This window comes from Bacillus sp. LQ16 (assembly GCF_057784645.1).
This window is the reverse complement of record NZ_CM173491.1, coordinates 367719-388272: the sequence shown is the minus strand read 5'-3', so window position 1 is coordinate 388272 and position 20554 is coordinate 367719. Positions and strand designations below refer to the sequence as shown.

The window sequence follows — 20554 nt, the reverse complement described above, 5'->3', positions numbered from 1 at the left end:
GGAAGGGGTTTCTATTCAATGAAAATTACAGCTATTCATCTTTACGCAATTCGTTTACCGCTTCGCAATCCGTTTGTTATTAGTTATGGCTCTTATTCTGATATGCCCTCTATTATCGTCAAAATGGAAACAGATGAAGGTATTACCGGTTACGGTGAAGGCGTTGCTGATGATCACGTCACAGGTGAATCATGGGAAAGTACTTTCCATACTTTAAAACATACGCTAGCCCCTGCTCTAATTGGGGAAAATCCAATGAATATCGAAAAAATACACGACATGATGGACAATACAATTTACGGTGTTCCAACAGCGAAAGCCGCAATTGATATTGCTTGTTTTGATATAATGGGCAAAAAACTAAATCAACCTGTATATCAATTAATTGGCGGGCGCTACCATGAAGAATTCCCTGTCACTCACGTTTTAAGTATTGCCGATCCTGAAGATATGGCTGGAGAAGCTGCTTCTATGATTCAAAAAGGTTACCAATCTTTCAAAATGAAAGTTGGTACAAATGTAAAAGAAGATGTAAAACGTATTGAAGCTGTACGAGAACGTGTAGGAAATGACATCTCTATTCGCGTTGATGTAAACCAAGGCTGGAAAAATAGCGCAAACACATTAACAGCACTGCGTTCATTAGGACATTTAAACATTGACTGGATTGAACAACCTGTTATCGCGGACGATATTGATGCCATGGCTCATATTCGTTCTAAAACAGACCTCCCGCTTATGATTGATGAAGGATTAAAAAGCTCTCGTGAAATGCGCCAAATTATTAAATTAGAAGCTGCTGATAAAGTGAATATAAAACTAATGAAATGCGGCGGCATATATCCAGCTGTAAAGCTCGCTCATCAAGCAGAAATGGCAGGCATTGAATGCCAAGTAGGATCAATGGTCGAATCATCTGTTGCCTCTTCAGCAGGATTCCATGTCGCTTTCTCAAAAAAAATCATTACGAGCGTAGAGCTAACAGGACCATTAAAATTCACGAAAGACATTGGAAACTTACATTACGATGTACCATTCATTCGCTTAAACGAAAAGCCAGGACTCGGCATTGAAATAAACGAAGATACACTACAAGAACTAACCGTCTTTCAAGACGTTGTACGCTAAAGGAGGACTATCATATGACGGTTCTATACGAAGGAACATTAAAACAAAATAACGAATCATTTCACGTTACATTACTATCACTAGAGCACATCGAACAAATTTTATCACTACAAAACATTGTAGTTGAAGCACTAGAAGATAAAAGTCGTTTACAACCACTCTCACAAGCAGAATTTCAATACATTCTAGAAGGAAACGGCATGATGATCGGTGCTTTTATCGAAAACGAACTCATCGCATTTCGCGCTCTACTCGTCCCGCCTATCGATGATGAACATTTAGGGCTTAATATTGGTTTGCCAGAAAATGAACTACACCGCGTCATCTATCAAGAAATCTCAAACGTTCATCCGAACTGTCGAGGAAATGGGATGCAAAAAATATTAGCAAACGTCATCATGGACGAATTACAAAAAGAAGATATCAAATATGATTATGTATGCTGCACCGTTGCTCCTTTTAACATCCCGAGTTTGAAGGATAAATTTGCGCAAGGGATGGAGATTGCTGCGCTGAAGGAGAAGTATGGTGGTAGTCTGCGATATGTTTTTGTGAAGAAATTGCGCGGAGATAAAGAAAGAGATTGGACGGATGTTCAAAGTATTCTAATGAATGATGCTAGTGGACAGCAGGCTTTGCTTTCGGAGGGGTATCGTGGGTATGAGATGGAGAAAGTGGATGGAGATTTTGTTGTGAAGTTTGGACGATAATCTATATACTCGAAAAAAGGAGATGTCCCTTGTGACATCTCCTCTTTTCGATTTGTTGAACAATCCTGTAGTAAATGAAATTATATCAACGATTTTTCGAATATATCTATCATAATTCAAAATATAACAAGGGTGTTTTTCGTCGCTTAATAAATTTAACTTAAAATGAAAGTGAATTGAAATAAAGGTGAGCATGAAATCTCGCATATGAAATAGGAATTTATAGGAGATTGCGATTTATAAACAAAAAAATTCATTTGGAAGAAAAAAGATACCGTATTATTGATTAGGGTATTGGGGTCTGTGACTGGGCCGCTGTTATAGAACATAAAATAGAACACAGAGATTTAATACCTCTGTGTTCTTTAAGTTTCTGCTGATTAATTATAGGAAAATTAGGCTTTTATTTAAAGAAAAACATTTTAGCTATGACTTTATATGGGATTGAAAAATACTCTTTATTCTGTTTGTTTTTAACCTGTATATTCTTGATCAGGTATTGATTTAGTTTCTTTATTTAATACGTTTCTCAACCTATATATCTGACGATAAAAAATTATACTAATTAAACCCATTGTAAGAAATATAATTGACATACCAATAGATGGTATAAATGCACCTATTGTTACTGCAATTGAACCTAAAATACTTGCCCCCTTATTTGTCATTCCATTTATAGCCATGTAAGAACCCCTATTTTCTGTGGGGATAATTTCAGCCAACAAAGATTGCTTCGTCGGAATATAGATTAATTCTCCAACTACTACTACTAACATTAAAAAAATCAATAGGATGGGCATATTAATAAAACTAATCATGGAAAAACCAATTGAATAAAAGATAATCCCCACTGTTAGATTACTCTTATCTTTAAATTTTTTAGAAAGCTTATTAATTAAAACAGCCAGAACTAGCACGCAAATAGTGTTTGTAAAGTTTAATATTCCATACATCTTGTATCCATCTACCATAAAATGCATATCTTTGAAATGAAATAATTCTTGGTTCTGCATCTCTTTAACCAATCTTACCCCAGTATAGTTCATTGCTTGTATTTGTACAGCTAATTCTAAAAGGCTTGCCATTAAAAAAATCGTAAAGAGTTTATCCTTAATGACTACTTTATAATTAGTATTTATCTCAGAAAACAGATTAATGGGTTTGTCCAAAGATCTTTTAAGAGGAGTGTACATATCCCGAATAAAAAATAGTAACAAAAATAATGAAGCTAATGAAATGATTGATAAGCTCAAAATCAACTGGAATTTATAATCCTGAAATAAAAAGCCTCCTACAATCCCACCTATTAATAAAGATGCATTCCATAATATATAATCGATGGTATAAATTAATTTCCTGTCATCATTTGAACTCGAATCAATCAACATTGCATCCCCCGCAGGTCGAGAGAACCCAGAACAAGCACTGGTAATAATATTCATAAAAAAGACTATAACTGGAGAGTTTACTATTTCTGTGCAAGCAATAGCCATAATAAATAACGCTATAAATCGACAAATCTCTGCATATATCATTATCTTTCTTCGACCTAATTTATCTGCAAGATATCCACCATAAAGACCAGAGACGAAGCTTATTACAATGTTACTAACAAAAAGTATGCCAGTAATAGCTTCTCCAAATGCTTCTGAGAAATATATAATCATAAAAGGAAAAATCATATTGCCTGCGAGACTACTAGCAAATTGTTCTATCAGTCTCAACTTAACATTCCTATTCAGCTGTTTTATACTATTAATGTTCATTCTTATCCCCCATTATTTAGGCCAACTTATCTAAGCTGACCTAAATAAAACAAATTATATTTTATCAATATTTTTTTGGATTATCTTGCTAATTTCTTGAACATAAGGATTAGTTAACATTACGCCGTGTGTCGAATTAATCTGATGTATATTTAAGTCGCCATCTATATGGTCATCCCAACCGAGAGTAGAGTCTATGTCTTCCTTAATAGCTCTAAAAAAATGTATATCTCCTTTATACAAATTAAGTGGTTTGGGATAAGTAGCAAGAGCCCTATTTAACTTCAGATAAACAGTTAAAATTCTCTTCATCTCTTCAAAATCAACATCAAGCGCTAAATAATTCTGTTTTTTCCCCAACTCTAATATATAAGCAATTCTTTCATTTGGAGACATATTTTCGAACAGCTTCAATTGTTCTGCAGAAAGGTTATATCTTTCAATATAATCAAGAAGTAGTTCAAAATCACTAATACCTGTTTTATAAGGGGGTAGATAAGTATCAAGTAAAGCTAAAAATCCAATTTTTTCTCCAATTTCTTGCAACTGCAAACCTATTTCAAAAGCAATATTCCCCCCTAGGCTATGACCTAACAATATATAGGGTCCCTCTGGTTGAACTTTTTTAATTTCCTTAATATAATAAAAAGCTATATCTATTAAATTGTCATAGTCCCCATATGGATTTGAGATACTTAACCCATAAATTGGATGTTCATTTCCAAGTTGTTGGATTAACTCTAAATATCGGAACCAATATCCACCAATTTGATGGAATACAAAAATAGGAGTTTTACTACCTTTAGACTGAATACAGGTTAAAGGCGATCCTGTTTCTAAATTTATTTTGCCATTTATAATTGAAGATAGGTCTTCAATGGTTGCATTGCTATAGAAAGAGGGCAACGGTATATCTACTTTGTATTTTTTTCTGATTTTTGCTAATAATTGTACTAAAAGTAAGGAATGTCCTCCAATATCAAAGAAGTTATCCATTAATCTAATGTTATTTATACCTAAAACTTCTTTCCACATCTGTTGGATCTCATACTCCAAGATAGTTCTTGGAAGTGATTCCGTTAGAATCTCAAATTTATTTTTCCCACTACTGTTACTTGCACTTATAGTATTCGTATTCTGAAGATGTTTCCTGTCTATCTTCCCATTAGGAGTTTGAGGAATACTTTCAATCTCAACTATTACTGATGGTACCATGAAGTTAGGAAGACTTTGCTTAAGACATTCCTTAATATGCAACATATTTGATCTATTATAATTTTCGCAAGGTACTATAAAGGCAACAAGTCTACCATTTTGAATGATTACAGCTGAATCTTGTACAAATTGACTCTTTTGTAAAGCTTCCTCAATCTCTCCTAGTTCAATTCTATAACCACGTAATTTCACTTGATCATCTGTTCTACCTATTATTTCCACATCCCCGTCATCATTCCATCTAGCTAAATCTCCAGTTTTATATATTTTTTCAACTGTGTTAAAGGGGTTTTGGATAAATTTTTGACTTGTTAAATCTGAATTTTGAAGATAACCTTTGCTGACACCTCTTCCACCGATAAATAATTCCCCTACTACCCCCCTAGGTTGAAGATGTAAATGCTTGTTTAGTATGTAAAAGGATGTATTACTAAGTGGCTTTCCAATAGGTGTGTTAGTAAATTGTGAAAGTGATTTTTTTTCTTTTTTAAATTGATAATAACTTGAATCAATTGTAGCTTCTGTTACACCATAGGAGTTAACAATCTGAATATAATTACCAAATTTCTCAATTAACCATTTGTATTCATGAGCAGGTAACTTATCGGAACCTATAATAAGTAATTTTAAGCAACCAATATCTAATTGATTTTCATACACATACTCCATAAATGGAATAATAAGCATAGGAGTTGACTCCAAAACATTAATATCGTTCTTTCTTATCAAGTTATACAATTTTGAGAAATCTATCCTAAAATCGTCTGGGCATACAAATAAGGTCCCACCGCTTACAAGAACTTTTATTAAATCCCCTGTGAATACATCAAATGATGGACTGGCTATTTGCAAAATCCTAACATCTAGTTCATTTAACCCAAACTCATTAAACCATGAATTTGCAATAGAAGATAACGAATTATGCTGGACCATAACGCCTTTAGGATCTCCTGTTGTACCGGAGGTGTAGATAACATATGCTAAATTATCTACATTAATATTAAGGTTAGGTTTTAGTATTGGTTCATTCTTAAATTCTAAATTAGTATCTAGAGAAATCTTAGTAATGTTGATATCATTAAGATCTTTTAAATAAGATTTTTTTGTGAAAATTGTTGATAAATTACTATTCTGAATCATATATTGTATTCGCTCTCTTGGATAAGAAGGATCTAAGGGAACATAGGCTCCTCCTGCTTTTAGAACTGCTATTATGGAAATAAATGTTTCAATTGATTTCCCCATGTATATGCCTATTAGCGATCCTTTCTTAATCCCTCTTCTTAATAAATAATTTGCTAGCTGATTAGACTTATTCTCTAATTCATAATAGCTAATAAACTGACTTTCATAGCAAATCGCTTTATGATTCGGTTTTTCTTTAGCAATGCGTTCTACCATATCTGTTACTAAAAAATTGTTACTATAGGTCGTTTTTTGATGATTTCCTAAATCTAATAATTCATCTTTCTCGTTATCTCTTAAAATATTAAGGTCATGCAAGGATTTATTGGAATTCAGAGTGATATCCTTAAGTAAAGTTAAGAAATGCTGGCTATACCTTAATATAGTAGAACGATTGAATATATCTTTGTTATACTCAAAATCTGCATAAAGATTGTCTGCATTCTGATAAATATTTAAAGTTAAATCAAATTTGGAAACTCCATTTGTAATTACTTCCGGTGTTGCAGTTAAATTAGGAAGTTCAATTTGTCTGGATGAATCCTCATATGAAAACATTACCTGAAATATAGGGTTATGACTTAGGTTTCTATCTATTTTTAGCTCCTCTACAATTTTTTCGAAAGGAAAGTTTTTATTTTCAAGTGAGGAGATTATTTCCTCACGGGTTAATTTTAATAATTGCTTAAATGTAATTTCCGTAGAGAAATCCATTTTTATCACTAAAGTATTCACAAAAAAACCAATGGTTCTTTCTAATTCTTTTGAATCTCTTAAAGATACTGGTGTTCCAACAAGAATTGTCTCTTGGCTTGTATACCTATTTAGCAATAATCCAAACGCAGAAAGTAGAACAGTATATACAGTAGTATTATATTGAGTAGCTAAATCTACAATATGTTCTTTTATATGTTTGGGAATAACAAAGGAAAAATTCTCTCCATGATAAGTCTGTACAGGAGGTCTTTTATCATCCACTGGTAAATCTATTAGTAAATTTGCATCCTTCAACTTACATCTCCAATACTCTTTTTCTTGTTTAAAATCCCTATCATGGAAACTATTCTGCTGAGTAACAGCATAGTTTCCATACGCAAAGGCTGCTTTAGTTAGGCATTCTGGATTTCCTGTTAGAAAAGATGTGTAAATACTCTCTAAATCTTCGAAAAATATTTTTAAAGATCCACCATCTGAAATAATATGATGAAAATTCAAAATCAATATGTGTTTGTTTTCAGTGAGTTTTAATAGTAAAAATTGAAATAACGGTCCTTTTCTTAAGTCAAATATATGATTAGCAACTTGTTCCCTATATGAGTTAATACTATGTTCTTGGTTTTCCCGATTTAAATTAGTCAAATCAAATACAGGGATATCTACCGTTAAATTTGGAGAAACTTGTTGATAAGGATTTCCATCAATTTCAATAAAATGAGTTCTAAGTGACTCATGATTGCTTACTATTTGCTGAATACTCTGTCTTAATAAAGGGATACTTAATTGCCCATCAAACATTATGGAGTAAGGAATATTATAATTTTTTTTATTTTCCTCTAGTTCGTTAAAATACCAAAGTCTTTTTTGTTGGTAAGTTAAGGGATAAACCTTTCTGTTTATCCCTTTTTTATGCATAAGATCATTTAATAACTTTCTTTTTTCAATTGATGATAGATTTTCTAATATATCTAACTTGTTCATATGAGCACCTTCCTAATCTACTAATTGAGCCAATAATAAGTCTATTTCTTCTTCTGATAAATTATCTAAATTAATGATACTTTCCTCTTGTTTCAGTTCCGAAGGCATTACGCCTTCTGTTCCCAATGAAATCTCTTGAATTTTCTGCTTGATTATTTTAGCTAAACTTTCAACTGTACTAAATTCAAAAATGTCACGTAAAGAAATTTTTATGTTAAATTTTTCATTTAGGGCTATAACTAGTTGATAAGCTAATAGAGAATGACCACCTAGCTGAAAAAAACTTTGGTGTACATTTATACTACTCACTTCTAGTAGATTGCACCATATGTGATAAATTTGTTTCTCAATCTCATCCATTGGTTGTGTGATAGGATTTTTCGTTCTATAACTCTCAAAAGTACTCAAGAGATTTTGAATATCAATTTTGCCATTTGGTGTAGTTGGAAAATCTTCTAAATATATAATATGAGATGGTATCATATATTTAGGTAGTCTCTCATACATGAAAGTATCTAAATCTAAAATTTCTTTCAGGTTGTTTGATATAACAAATGCAATAATATTCATTTTATCCTTAGTGGTAACTATAACTGTATCTTTTACCTGTGAATGCATATTTATTATTGATTGAATTTCCCCAAGTTCAATTCGATGTCCTCTTACTTTGACCTGTCTATCAGATCTACCTACGTAGACAATATTTCCATCACTTAAATATTTTCCTACATCTCCCGTTTTATATATCTTAGATTTAGATGAATCATCAAAAGGATTTGGAATAAAGCGTTCCTTATTTAAAATTGGACGATTGTAATAACCTGTTGATAGTCCCTCTCCAGATATATAAATGTCTCCAGAAACCCCAATCGGAACAGGGTGGAGATCTTTATCCAAAATATATATCTTTACATTATCAATTGGTCGTCCGATAGGAATATATTTTTGATTTCCATTCTTTGAGCAAATAAAATAAGTTGAGTCTATACATGCCTCCGTTGGACCATATAGATTAATTAAGTCTATGTTAAAACCCTTAAAAAATTGTTCTGCAAGATTTGGAGTTAATTCTTCTCCACCACAAAATACTCTCTTTAAACTTATACATTCTAAAAATTTTGGCTCTAATAAAAGCATCTGTAACAATGTAGGTACTACCTGAAGAATTGTGACTTTTTCTTGTTGAATAATACCTGCTAAGTACTCTGGGTCTATATGCTTTCCTTGTTCTGCCAATAGTAGCGTTGCACCAGTTAATAGCGGAGCAAGAAACTCCCATACAGACGCATCAAAACTCAATGGAGTTTTTTGTATTACGATATCATTTGATGTGATAGGGAATGTATCCTGCATCCACATCATGTGATTATATATTGCTCTATGGGGAACCTTTACCCCTTTTGGTTCCCCTGTTGAACCTGATGTATAAATAATATACGCTGTATCTTCTTCATTAATTTCAATCTGGAGGGGCGACTCGTCATATGTTGAAATTAAATCCCAATTCTCATCTATACATACAATGTGCTTGTGAAAATCTGTTAAGTTCTTTTTATATTTACTACTCGTAATTAATACATCACACTCAGAATCCTCAATCATAAATTTACATCTATCTATAGGATAAGAACTATCTATAGGTAGATATGCTGCTCCAACCTTAAGAATCCCTAAGATACTTACAACGGTATCTATTGATTTATCAAAATATATAGCAACTATTTTATCAGATGACAAACCAAGAGATTTTAAGTATTTTGAAATCTGATTAGCCTTTTTATGTAACTCTTTAAAAGAAAGTTCTTCATTCTTATATCTTACAGCAACTTTATCAGGATTTTCTGTAACCTGCTTATCCAATAAGCCATTCAGCAATTTAGGTTGTGGGAAATCCTTGTGTGTATCATTCCATTTGTTTAAGAGTTGATCTTGTTCACCTATAGAAACATTACAGATATCAGAAATTTTTCCATTTGGATTAGAAAGGAGTTTTTCCAATATATCTTTAAAGTTGTTTATCATTCTTTGAATAGTTTCTGGTAGAAATAAGTGAGTATTGTACTCCCACTTACAAAGGTAAGATTCATTTCTTTCTTCTACAATTAAATTCAAATCAAATTTTGCAGTGCCATTATCAACATCTTGTATTATAACTTCTGTATCCGGTATGTTAAGTACTGGTTGATCGAAATTTTGTAACACAAATGCCGCTTGGAAAATAGGGTTATAACTTGCATCCCTATTAGGAGCTAACTCTTTTACTAATGCTGAAAAAGGTAAATCTTGATGTTTGTATGCTTCCAATACCGTTGATTGAACTTTCTGTAAAATTGTTTCGCACGTTAAATCAGTTGTAAAAACAGTACGAATTACAATATTGTTTACAAAATATCCTATTAGTGATTCGAAATTATAATTTGTTCGGCCAGTCACCTGTGTTCCAATTACGATATCTGTTTGCTTACTGTATATACTTAATAATAATTTGTAAGCAGACATTAAAACGATATAAGGGGTAATGTTTCTTTCCTTAGAAAAAATATTAATTTTCTTTGATAGCTCTGTATCCATAAGCCACGTTGTATATTTTCCAATGAATTCTTGCATAGCTGGTCTTGGAAAATCAGTGGGTAGCTCTAAGTATGTGTTTGCTCCATTCAGCTTATCCTTCCAATAATTGAGTTGCTGGTTGATAGCTTGACTATTCAATAAATCTCTTTGCCATACAGAAAAATCTTTATACTGCGTCTGCAACAGAGGCGTGTCTGGTACCTTATTCATAATAATATCGAGGTAGTATTGCGAAACTTCATTGTAAAAAATCCCCAAAGACCATCCATCGAATGCTATATGATGTGCGACTAAAAGTAGCATATACTCTTGTAATTCAGTTCTCACTAATGTAACTCGTAGTAATGGTAGAGAAGATAAATTAAAAATGTAACGAGATTCCTTTAATAACAATTTGTCACATTCTTGTTTTCGGTCTATAAGAAGGGTGCTTAAATCTATATAATTTATCTTCAATTTATGATTAGGAATACTCTTTTGTAAAGGTGTATAACCACTAGTATCGTAATAAGTTCTTAAAATTTCATGACGTTGAATTACTAAGTTAATGCTCTTTTCTAGCACTTCAATATCAATTCTCCCTCGAAGTTTGTAAGCGGAAACTACATTATACGCTGGGTTTTCACACTGCATTTCATCCATTAATAACATTTGTTCCTGTGCAACTGAAAGAGGTGATTCTTTATCAGCTATGGTTGATATTGCAGTGTCTTTGATATCTTCAGAATTAGATGTATGTATTTTTTCTAATAAACCAGATACAGTAGGGTTTTCAAAAAAGTCATACATTGATAGATTCACATTATACCGTTTATTAATCTTAGATAAAATTCGCATTACCTTGAGAGAGTGTCCACCTAAGTAAAAAAAATTATCACAAGGATTTACGGTGTTCACTTGTAATACTTCTTTCCATATGGAACAGATCTCATTCTCAGTTGCAGTATTCCTTTTTATATCATCAACAGAGTTGTTATTACTTAATTTAACTGAATATGGATTAGGTAATGCCTCTTTATCTACCTTTCCATTTTTATTTAATGGAAACTCATTTACCTGTACAAATAGAGATGGAATCATAAATTTAGGAAGAATCTGTTCTAAAAATCCTCTTATTTTTACTGAATTGATTTCTTCATTAGAAGTGAAATAAGCCACTAAGTTTTTCTCCCCAAATCCATCATAACAGACCTTTACTAGACATTTATTAATAGATTCATACCTACTGAGGGCTAGATGAACTTCATCTAATTCAATTCTAAATCCTCTAATTTTAACTTGATTATCAACTCGGCCAATGAATACGATATTTCCATCCTCAAGGAGTTTTACTAAATCCCCCGTCTTATATAGATTTGAATCATTATCCGTATTGTATATGCTTTTTACAAAACTCTCCTTATTTTTCTGTGGCAAATTTAAATATCCTCGGGCTAAGCCATCCCCACCTACATACAGTTCTCCAGGTATCCCTATTGGAACTGGTAGACCATTCTTATCTAAAATTAATACTGTTGTATTTGAAATAGGCTTACCAATAGGAATGCTTCTTACACTAGTATCTAAATTATTTACTTTATAGGTACATGTAAATGTTGTATTTTCAGTTGGACCATAACCATTTAAAAAATGAATTGTAGGGAAAGTATTAATTACTTTTCTTACGTGGTTAACAGATAAAACATCCCCACCTGCTAATAATTTTTTTACTTTATTTAAAATCTGTAGATTTTCATCAACAATTTGATGGAAAAGTCCAGCTGTAAGCCATAAAATAGATACTTCATGGTAATCAAGAACATCTGCAAGTTCATTTAAAGATAAATAATTAGAAGGGATGATTAATTTTGCTCCATTTAATAGGCATCCCCAGATTTCAAATGTAGCAGCATCAAAAGAAATAGATGAAAGTTGTAAAAATACATCTGTTTCGCTAATATCAATAAATGTGTTGTTTATAGTTAATCTAACTATTCCTTTATGAGGAATACAGACTCCCTTAGGTTTACCAGTGGAGCCAGAAGTATAGTTAATATATGCTAGATTTTCCGAATGACAACTTGTAATTGGATTACTAGTATTATAATTTGATAATTCGCATTGTATATGTTCCACATTAATATTCTTGGTATTATCTAAGAGAATATTATGTTCTTGTAACTTTGTGGACGTTTCTTCTGTTGTAAGTATTGCATGCATTTTTGTATCTTCAATAATATGTGAAATTCTATTTGCTGGATATTCCGGATCTATTGGAACATAAACTCCCCCAGCTTTAATGATCGCTAGAATTCCTATTATAAGTTCCGAAGATTTTGGTATACATAAACCAATGAAATCCTCTTCTTTTATACTTAATTCTTCCTTTAAATAATGAGCCAATTGGTTCACTCTTTGATTTAACTCTTTATATGTCAATGTTTTCTTTGGACATACAACTGCTATATTATTTGGAGTAGCTTTTACTTGTTGCTCAAATAATTCGCCAATACAGCTGGTATCTGGATAAGAAGTTCTAGTATCACTTAATTTAAGAAAAATTTCATGCTTCTCTTCCTCAGTCAAATAATCTATAAAGTTAATGTCCTGATAGGGATTATCTACTATACAACATATAATTTTAATAACGTGATTGAAAAAACTTTCAAGTGCTTTTCTGTCAAATAGGTTATCTATATAGTTAACATTTAAAATAATATCTTTATCTTGAGGGCATACGGAAATTAATATCCCTTTATAATCTCTAAAAACTTTATCTTCTTCGAGTATAGAGTTATCGGTAACTACAAAAGGGGAATTTCTAACTGCAGAAGCACTAATCTTATGTGTTGTGCTTCTCTGTAGTTGATTTAGTGCATTTATAAAATTTCTATTTTCATCAAAGTTAATATCGACCTTAGAGAGAACCCTATTATTAATTAGAGGAATATTAATTATTTTTTTATTACAGTACCTATAAACTACCGTAGCTAAAGCGACTAACAAGGTTTCATGTGATGAAATATTAAGCTGTTTAGTAATATTAGAATTTAATATTGCATTGCTTATTTTTATTACTAATGTTTTTCTTCTAATTTCGCAAGATTGTAATACATCATACTCCTTTTGTATGGGTAACTTAAAAAGCATCTCTGAGTCTAAATCATTTATTATTTTATTTTTCATGTTGTCACCACCAATATTTAATCTAATAAATCGTAAAAGTTAATGTAGTTTATTTTTTTTGAAAATTCTTCATCCATTGAGGATACAGCTAGCTTATATCCTTTATCAAACTCATATAGTTTCTGGGACCATACAAGATTACCTAAATTACATACACTAATATTTGTGCTATCAATCATTTTAATTGTACTAGGAGGAATAATATTTAAAGATAGACCTATTCCAATCATTTTAAAAAATGATTCTTTTATAGCCCATGCTGCATAGAATAATTCAATCTGTCTTTCAATACTTTCCCTATAGAATCTTCTTAATTCCCCGTTCAAAAAAACAAAATTAGCCAAATCCGTTATATCTATATTTTTTACTTCTTCGATATCTATTCCGACCTTAGCACAATCTGATATAGCTAGGGCTATCCATTTTCCTGAATGAGAAATATTAAAGTCTCCTTTCCAATTCTCAATGTCCTCAATTAAACAGGGCCTTCCATATGGATTTCGATATAAAGAAAACAAACCCTTTTCTACATTTAATTTCCTGCATATTATATAACGCGTTAGTAAATAAGCACTTAAGGATCTAAGTTTATCCTCTTTTTTTTGCATTCTGTTTATTCTTTTCTTTTCTGATATGGGTATCTGCTCTAGATATGTATTAATTTGATTTTCAGTATAAATCAAAGGGATTTCAACTAAATAAACATTAATCATAAATGTTCTCTCCATTTAACTCGATGAAGTTTACAAATCAAGTGTGTTTTTGTAATTTTTTTGTGAATTTTTTGTAAATAAAAAACTTCAAAATTATGTTAACACATAGCCAATAACTAGTAAATATAAAAAAAAATGGTTGACAGAAAAAAAAGATATTTGCTATCATTTTTAATTGTCAGAACATTTTCTTTGTTTTGGATATTGTTGAATAGTTATTTTAGAAAACTTTTAAATTATTTAGAAGATACAGGGGGCATAAGAATGTCTAATGTTACATTACCTGGTACAACAGGTGTAAGAAATAGGATTTTGGGTCATGCTAGTAGATTAGAATATAGCTGGAAGAGGGGAGAAGTATCTACTAGCGCTCCAGTTTGTATTGAAATTCATCCAACTAATCGGTGTAATTTAAAATGTGTTTTTTGCTCATATAATGATATCAGACAGGGTGAATATTTACCGGTACCAGCTTTTAGAGATCTAGTAACAGACTTAATAAACTGCACTCCTACAGTAAAATCAGTTATTTTATCAGGTGGTGGTGAACCGTCTGTACATCCTTATTTTTCAGAAGCTGTTCACAGGCTAGTTGATGCTGGGATTGAAGTAGGGGTCATTACCAATGGTGTATTATTAACTGAAAAAATTAAACAGGCGTATTTGAAATGTTCTTGGATAAGAATTTCCATTGATGTTCCTTGGGAAGAGACATATGTAAGACTTATGAGTCCACATAAACCAGAAAATTTCAAACAAGTTATCAAAAATTGTAAAATTTTGTCAGATGAGAGAAGGAGACTAAATCAAGATTGGCCTACAATTGGTTTGGCATACATAATGACTAAGGATTCCCAATCAGATGAAGCTTTCTTTAAGTGTATAGACATAGGTGTAGAGTCTAAAGCAGATTACATAATGTATCGTGCCTTATTAGACTTAGAATCAGAGCAGATCACACGTCCCCTATCAGAACTAAGGGAACTACTCCCAAAATTAGAAAAATACGCTAATAATGTTGGGATGCCTCATCAGTTTGAACATTTCCTTAATGAATTTAACCAAAACTCTCAAAAGCATGTTCCGACGCATCTTAAAGAATGTCCGATTGTACAAGATGGAATTTATGCTTATGTAGCTGCTACTGGTGATGTAGTTCCTTGCTATGCAATCTATAAGGAACTTATGGACGATGAATGGAAATATGGGAATATTAAGGATATGAGTTTTAATGAGATTTGGAATAGCAAACTCAGGGAAGAAGTAATAAAAAGAATTAATGCTAGTGCCTGTCCATTTTGTCACTTCCAAGTTCAAAATAAGATCCTATCTGAAATTGATGAAAAGTATGCAGTGAATGTAGAAAAGGAAATTCAGATGGAAGACATTCATTGGAAGTTTCTCTAATGTGAGTATCTTAGTCATTAAATAAAGGTAATTCTTAAAAAGAATTACCTTTAACTAAACTCATTTACTAATTTGAGGTTCTCTGTCTAATATAGAGATAAATTCACTGGGATAACTTTCGGAGAAATCAAAGTATTTCTTTAAAATATTTATAATTCTTTTTGAAGCTTTACCATCTCCAAAAGGATTCTCAGAGTTCTTCATACTGTTATATAAAGAATTATCAGTTAATAAACGATTAGTAAGAGAGTATATGTTTTCTTCTTCGGTTCCTGCTAATACAACAACGTTAGCTTCAACAGCTTCTGGTCTTTCAGTGGTATCTCGCAGTAGTATAAGCGGTTTACCAAAAACAGCAGTCTCTTCTTGAAGGCCACCAGAATCACTCATTATTAGATGAGTACGACCTAAAAGGTTAATCATATCTGGATAACCCAAAGGTTCAATTAATTTGATACGTTCATGGCCTTTTAAAATAGGGTAGGCAATGTCTCTTACTGTTGGACTTTTATGAATTGGATAAATTAAAGTAACATCTTGGTGTTCATCTACTATCCTCTTCATAGCACTAAATATTTGTTTCATAGGCAAACCATAATTTTCACGACGATGTACAGTAGCCGTTATTATTTTATTTGCAGCAAAATCTATCTGGTTCAATGTAGAATTTTCAAATACATGTTCATCTTTATATGTATCAAGAGCGGCGTCTACCGATGTTTGACCAGTAACAAAAATCTGTTCATTTAGATATCCTTCTTTTGATAGGTTGTCTTTACTCATAGAAGTAGGTGCAAAAAGTAAATCACTGATAGAATCAGCAATACGTCTATTCATTTCTTCGGGCCAAGGAGAATATTTGTTGTAAGTTCTCAATCCAGCTTCAACGTGCCCTGTAGGGATTTTATGGAAATAAGCGGCTAATGATCCGCAAAGTGCAGCTTGGGTATCACCATGAACAAGAACCATGTCAGGTTTCTTATCTTCTATAACTTCACCTAATTTAATTAAGGATTCAGATGTAATATAGGTCAATGTTTGTCTTTCACGCATTATGTTCAGATCAATATCAGGCTTTAAATTAAAAGCATCTAATGCTTGATACAACTGTTCTTGATGTTGCCCTGTTAGCACTAATAATGTTTCAAATTCTTCATTGTGTCTATTCAATTCTTGAATAACTGTACACATTTTAGTTGCTTCTGGACGTGTCCCTATTACAACCATTATTTTCTTTTTATTCATAATTTCTCCTTCTTTCTTTAAGATGGGAATAAAATGCCTATAAAATATAGAACTATATAAAAATATAAATTATTCTTTTTCCAAAAGTCAACATTTTTTAAAGAATGTATCTAATTTAAAATTATTAAAATATTCAAAACACTTAACTCTATGTATAGTTATAAAAATATTTATATAAAGGAAAGGGAGAATAGATGATGATTGAGTTAATTAAACCAGTTATGTTTAGTAATATCAGGGAAGTAGAGGAGTGGATTGATATTAATTTCAATTCCATAAGCACTAGTAATTTAGAAAAAACAAAAAAACTTTTAGAACCTGTATGTACCAATGAGCAATTGATTATTCTGTTGAAATCTCTTCTTAATGATCAAGAAAAACTAGCAGAAATAGCTAGTAAATCGTATACTCATGCTAATGGATTTGACAAAATTGTTTTAATTGAAAATTATGAGGTCGGATATAGACTTCGTCTGCACATTTGGCGGCCAGACCATGTATTGTTTCATGCGGAACACGTACATAACCATCCTTGGGACTTTAGCTCTAAGGTTTTAACAGGTGCTCTTACGTTTAAAACATATAAGCTTAATGAACTATTTGGGGAGGAGCTGTATCATTACAGAACATTACCTTTACCCTCAGGAGAGGTCGGACATCAATTAAAAGATTTGGGGAGAGAGAATTTAAACTGGGTATTTGATGCTACCATTGAAGCAGGGTCCTTCTATACTCTATCAAAGGAGGTTATACATAGAGTAATTAAAGAAAGTGATCGACTCACTTCTACAATTATGCTACAAACCCCAATTGAAGGCATCGTTTCTGATTTGTTTACTGAAGAGCCTTATAAAGATGAAAAAGAGTTTGTTCATAAGTTTTATGATGTTAACACTCTTGTTAATTTACTGCATGTAATGATAGATGAATTATCTAAAAATACAAAGTGAATTTTCAATTTTTAGAATGGCATATTTTAACAAAATTAGCAAACTGTTATCTTTTTAGATTTAGTTTCATTTGCTATTTAAACGATTTCATCACAGTCCCTCATCAAGATTAACTTGAATTTACATGCATAGATTGTCATCATTAGTTTAATAGGAACGAGTGAGCTTCAGCAGAATAATAAAGCTCACTCGTTTCTTAATTTCAAAATTATCAAAAATTGTAATGTTATGTTTATAAATTATAAACTAAAGATTTTAAATTTTCCTTCTTCGATAAATCCTTTATAAGATTGGACTTCTCTGCAAGGTCGAATAATACACTATTTTCTCTTAAGAAAATCCCCCCTGTATAAAGACCATATTTAGGATCCTGTTGAATAACTTCTGTATAATCATTGTTAATTTGATATGAATTATTTGTATCCAACGTATCCCAGAATAAGTTATCTTCCTTAGAAAGATATTTATTACAAAGTCTTTTTAGTTGATCGTCATATTCTTCATCTCTCCAATGGATGATACTCTCTAAAATATAGGAATCAGTTAACTCCGTATATTGTTCAACACTCCACATGCTCTTACTATTACTCAGTATAGGAATCAGATAGTTAGGTATATGTTTCAATTGGTTAATTTTAAACAAGTTCGAAGCCTGCTTAAAGATCATCTTTAATAATACATCTTTTCCGATTACAAACTCACTAGCAAATCCTGTATTAAATAAATTTTTCTTTATCACAAATAGCTTTTCTATTTCATTAATAATTGTGGGAGAAATAATAACTTTATCTTGCTGAATCTTACTTCCTTTAATTATCTTATTAATATTTATATTCTCTAATTGTATTAATCCAGAATAAAATAAATCTCTGCTAAAGTAATCTAGTTTATCAGCTCCAAGATTAGAGAATAGAAGCCCTTGTATAACAGGAAATTTATTATCTTTGGATATAACAGAAATAATATCTTTTTGGATTCTTGGGTTTTTAAGAAAAACCTTTTTCATTTCAGTATGCTCCTGGATAATCCTTCCACTCCAAATTTCATGATTTAATCCAGTAATATTTTCAAAACAGTGTGAAAAGGGTCCGTGTCCTATATCGTGTAATAAAGCGGATAATAGCGCTAATCTTTTTTCATAATCTTCAATATTATATCCTTGTTGTTCTAGATTTTGTAACATCAGTTTCATGACATGATATACACCTAAAGAGTGAGAAAATCTATTGTGAATCGTACCAGGGAGTACAAAGTGCGTATTACCCTGCTGTTTTAAATTTTTTAATCTATGAAACACTTTAGTTTCTATAATTTCCAGAGCGTATTCATCATCTATGAAAATTTCTCCATGTATTTCGTCAACATACTTCATGTTTAATCCCCTTTTAGTAATTTTTTGCTTCATGTAATCTTTACTATCTGAACAATACTACAATTATACCAGTTAACGCATATAATATGGTTGTTTCTTTTATTAAATACTGAAGGAACATCCAAACAACCACTATTTTAGTATAAAGTTGAAGCATTGATAAACTTAAGGTTATATTCTCTTTATGACGTTATATGTAATTATAAAGATAAATTGATGACATCTGTAATGTCCATAAAAAATTCGTCTATGCTGTATTGGTGAAAACCCTCAATAGGAACATATTGTAATGCTAATTTTGTTATGTAATTGGAGCATTTAATATAAGTTCCCATAATTAGATTTACCGCAAGAATGTCTTTTCTTCAAGAAATCTCGTATAATCTTGCCATTTTCTTTACGCCTAAGGCTTTTAAGGGGGGAGTTGCGGCTAGAACAATTTATCCGTTTTTCCCCATTTACATCACTCACTACAGCTAATTTTGTATGCATGGGACCTAATCCCATTTTGATACAGCTTATTGAAGCATAAAAGCTTCGTAAATCAACACATAAGATGATTCTATTCGATAGGATTGAATAGTCATATATCGCGATTCCTCCTAAAAATAAAAGAATATTTACTCTCACCACAAAAGTACGTTCTTTTATGAAGAGAAATTGTACTATATTAAGGAAGTTTATAATTCAGGGGGAGTTTACACAATTAATCGTTGCAACTAACTTTTGAATAAAGCATTGCTAATACTAAAAGGTAGAAGTGAAAAGTTGTTCTACCTTTTAGTATTTAATTAAAATAGGCTGTATCCTCTTATAAAGAATAGTTGATAATCATTTTGAATCCGAAAAATTTAACTTTTAGATAAAAAGTTTTTGTTTGATTTTGCATAATATAAAACCTCCCTTCTACACATGCATTTTACTCACTTTATCTTGAAATTCTAAGGGTATTTTTAAGGAAATTCAAAAAACATAACAAAAAGGAGCTCTTTAATATTAAAGAGTTCCTTTTTTGCTTGCTCTACAACATTTTTACGATAACATATAATAAAATCAACCTTTACTTAGACCAGAATTAACTAATATACCAAGCTCTATTTGAATCTCCTTCTGGTACATCGGCAGTTTTAACTAGTTTCTTATCATTTTTTAAATCAATAGCAATGCAATAAATCTTTGAATCATTTCGCTCTGCTTGTTCATTATCAATTTCAGTTACATTTAAACGATACGGCATACGCCCATTAGCGAACATGTTGTTTAACAGAATATTCTATCTATATGTTTCTATCGCTTCAACTTTTTTTATTACTTTTCATGTGACTTAACTCATGAATTTGCATATCAATAACCCATAAATTTGTGGAATTGGACCAAGGTATTTTTGCCCATCAACGATTCGACAAGAAATATCGACTTACCGACAAGT

Annotated in this window: 11 protein-coding genes and 1 pseudogene; 4 read left to right on the top strand and 8 right to left on the bottom strand. The window is 31.4% G+C overall.

The genetic code is table 11. The features are described from left to right. Nucleotides 1-18: 18 nt before the first annotated feature. Nucleotides 19-1128: a mandelate racemase/muconate lactonizing enzyme family protein gene (locus AC3EMB_RS02000; RefSeq protein ID WP_095691491.1), complete on the top strand. Its 1110-nt coding sequence runs from the start codon at nucleotides 19-21 to the stop codon at nucleotides 1126-1128. Between the two features lie 14 nt (nucleotides 1129-1142). Then, complete coding sequence (locus AC3EMB_RS01995) at nucleotides 1143-1838, top strand: GNAT family N-acetyltransferase (RefSeq protein WP_488517426.1); 696 nt, start codon at nucleotides 1143-1145, stop codon at nucleotides 1836-1838. A 473-nt stretch (nucleotides 1839-2311) separates the two neighbouring features. Here the strand turns inward: AC3EMB_RS01995 and AC3EMB_RS01990 are convergent, their stop codons facing one another. From AC3EMB_RS01990 to AC3EMB_RS01975, 4 genes are read right to left on the bottom strand one after another with little or no spacing between them, the layout of a single operon-like run. Continuing rightward, nucleotides 2312-3604, bottom strand: coding sequence for an MFS transporter (locus AC3EMB_RS01990; protein WP_488517425.1), 1293 nt, complete (start codon nucleotides 3602-3604; stop codon nucleotides 2312-2314). Between the two features lie 54 nt (nucleotides 3605-3658). Further along, nucleotides 3659-7702: a non-ribosomal peptide synthetase gene (locus AC3EMB_RS01985; protein WP_270697761.1), complete on the bottom strand. Its 4044-nt coding sequence runs from the start codon at nucleotides 7700-7702 to the stop codon at nucleotides 3659-3661. Nucleotides 7703-7714: 12 nt separating this feature from the next. Continuing rightward, the gene (locus tag AC3EMB_RS01980) at nucleotides 7715-13438 is read right to left on the bottom strand and encodes an amino acid adenylation domain-containing protein (RefSeq protein ID WP_488517424.1); all 5724 of its coding nucleotides are present in this window, start codon (nucleotides 13436-13438) and stop codon (nucleotides 7715-7717) included. A gap of 17 nt (nucleotides 13439-13455) precedes the next feature. Continuing rightward, on the bottom strand, nucleotides 13456-14151 hold the full coding sequence (locus AC3EMB_RS01975) for a 4'-phosphopantetheinyl transferase family protein (RefSeq protein ID WP_181419338.1): 696 nt from the start codon (nucleotides 14149-14151) through the stop codon (nucleotides 13456-13458). 264 nt (nucleotides 14152-14415) lie between these two features. Here AC3EMB_RS01975 and AC3EMB_RS01970 point away from each other — a divergent pair, with 264 nt between their 5' ends. Next, nucleotides 14416-15558 carry a radical SAM protein gene (locus AC3EMB_RS01970; RefSeq protein ID WP_181419337.1) on the top strand — a complete coding sequence of 381 codons (1143 nt, stop codon included), beginning with the start codon at nucleotides 14416-14418 and terminating at the stop codon, nucleotides 15556-15558. A 60-nt stretch (nucleotides 15559-15618) separates the two neighbouring features. Here AC3EMB_RS01970 and wecB read toward each other — a convergent pair whose 3' ends face one another. After that, on the bottom strand, nucleotides 15619-16803 hold the full coding sequence (wecB, locus tag AC3EMB_RS01965) for a non-hydrolyzing UDP-N-acetylglucosamine 2-epimerase (protein ID WP_110497438.1): 1185 nt from the start codon (nucleotides 16801-16803) through the stop codon (nucleotides 15619-15621). A gap of 197 nt (nucleotides 16804-17000) precedes the next feature. On the opposite strand from wecB, the gene AC3EMB_RS01960 reads away from it, so the two are divergent. Next, the gene (locus tag AC3EMB_RS01960; protein WP_110497436.1) at nucleotides 17001-17753 is read left to right on the top strand and encodes a hypothetical protein; all 753 of its coding nucleotides are present in this window, start codon (nucleotides 17001-17003) and stop codon (nucleotides 17751-17753) included. A gap of 232 nt (nucleotides 17754-17985) precedes the next feature. Here AC3EMB_RS01960 and AC3EMB_RS01955 read toward each other — a convergent pair whose 3' ends face one another. From AC3EMB_RS01955 to AC3EMB_RS01945, 3 genes and pseudogenes are all read right to left on the bottom strand, one after another. Further along, entirely contained in the window at nucleotides 17986-19125 is a 1140-nt protein-coding gene (locus AC3EMB_RS01955) for an HD domain-containing protein (RefSeq protein ID WP_181419336.1), read from the bottom strand. 209 nt (nucleotides 19126-19334) lie between these two features. Further along, nucleotides 19335-19716, bottom strand: a pseudogene (locus tag AC3EMB_RS01950) (Y-family DNA polymerase); the annotation flags it as partial. A 484-nt stretch (nucleotides 19717-20200) separates the two neighbouring features. Beyond that, complete coding sequence (locus AC3EMB_RS01945) at nucleotides 20201-20380, bottom strand: hypothetical protein (protein WP_258375783.1); 180 nt, start codon at nucleotides 20378-20380, stop codon at nucleotides 20201-20203. Nucleotides 20381-20554 lie beyond the last annotated feature (174 nt).

Excerpts from the sequence above, each read along its gene's own strand:
- AC3EMB_RS02000 (WP_095691491.1), top strand. The coding sequence starts at position 19 with ATGAAAATTACAGCTATTCATCTTTACGCAATTCGTTTACCGCTTCGC.
- AC3EMB_RS01995 (WP_488517426.1), top strand. The coding sequence starts at position 1,143 with ATGACGGTTCTATACGAAGGAACATTAAAACAAAATAACGAATCATTT.
- AC3EMB_RS01990 (WP_488517425.1), bottom strand. The coding sequence starts at position 3,604 with ATGAACATTAATAGTATAAAACAGCTGAATAGGAATGTTAAGTTGAGA.
- AC3EMB_RS01985 (WP_270697761.1), bottom strand. The coding sequence starts at position 7,702 with ATGAACAAGTTAGATATATTAGAAAATCTATCATCAATTGAAAAAAGA.
- AC3EMB_RS01980 (WP_488517424.1), bottom strand. The coding sequence starts at position 13,438 with ATGAAAAATAAAATAATAAATGATTTAGACTCAGAGATGCTTTTTAAG.
- AC3EMB_RS01975 (WP_181419338.1), bottom strand. The coding sequence starts at position 14,151 with ATGATTAATGTTTATTTAGTTGAAATCCCTTTGATTTATACTGAAAAT.
- AC3EMB_RS01970 (WP_181419337.1), top strand. The coding sequence starts at position 14,416 with ATGTCTAATGTTACATTACCTGGTACAACAGGTGTAAGAAATAGGATT.
- wecB (WP_110497438.1), bottom strand. The coding sequence starts at position 16,803 with ATGAATAAAAAGAAAATAATGGTTGTAATAGGGACACGTCCAGAAGCA.
- AC3EMB_RS01960 (WP_110497436.1), top strand. The coding sequence starts at position 17,001 with ATGATTGAGTTAATTAAACCAGTTATGTTTAGTAATATCAGGGAAGTA.
- AC3EMB_RS01955 (WP_181419336.1), bottom strand. The coding sequence starts at position 19,125 with ATGAAGTATGTTGACGAAATACATGGAGAAATTTTCATAGATGATGAA.
- AC3EMB_RS01945 (WP_258375783.1), bottom strand. The coding sequence starts at position 20,380 with ATGTTCGCTAATGGGCGTATGCCGTATCGTTTAAATGTAACTGAAATT.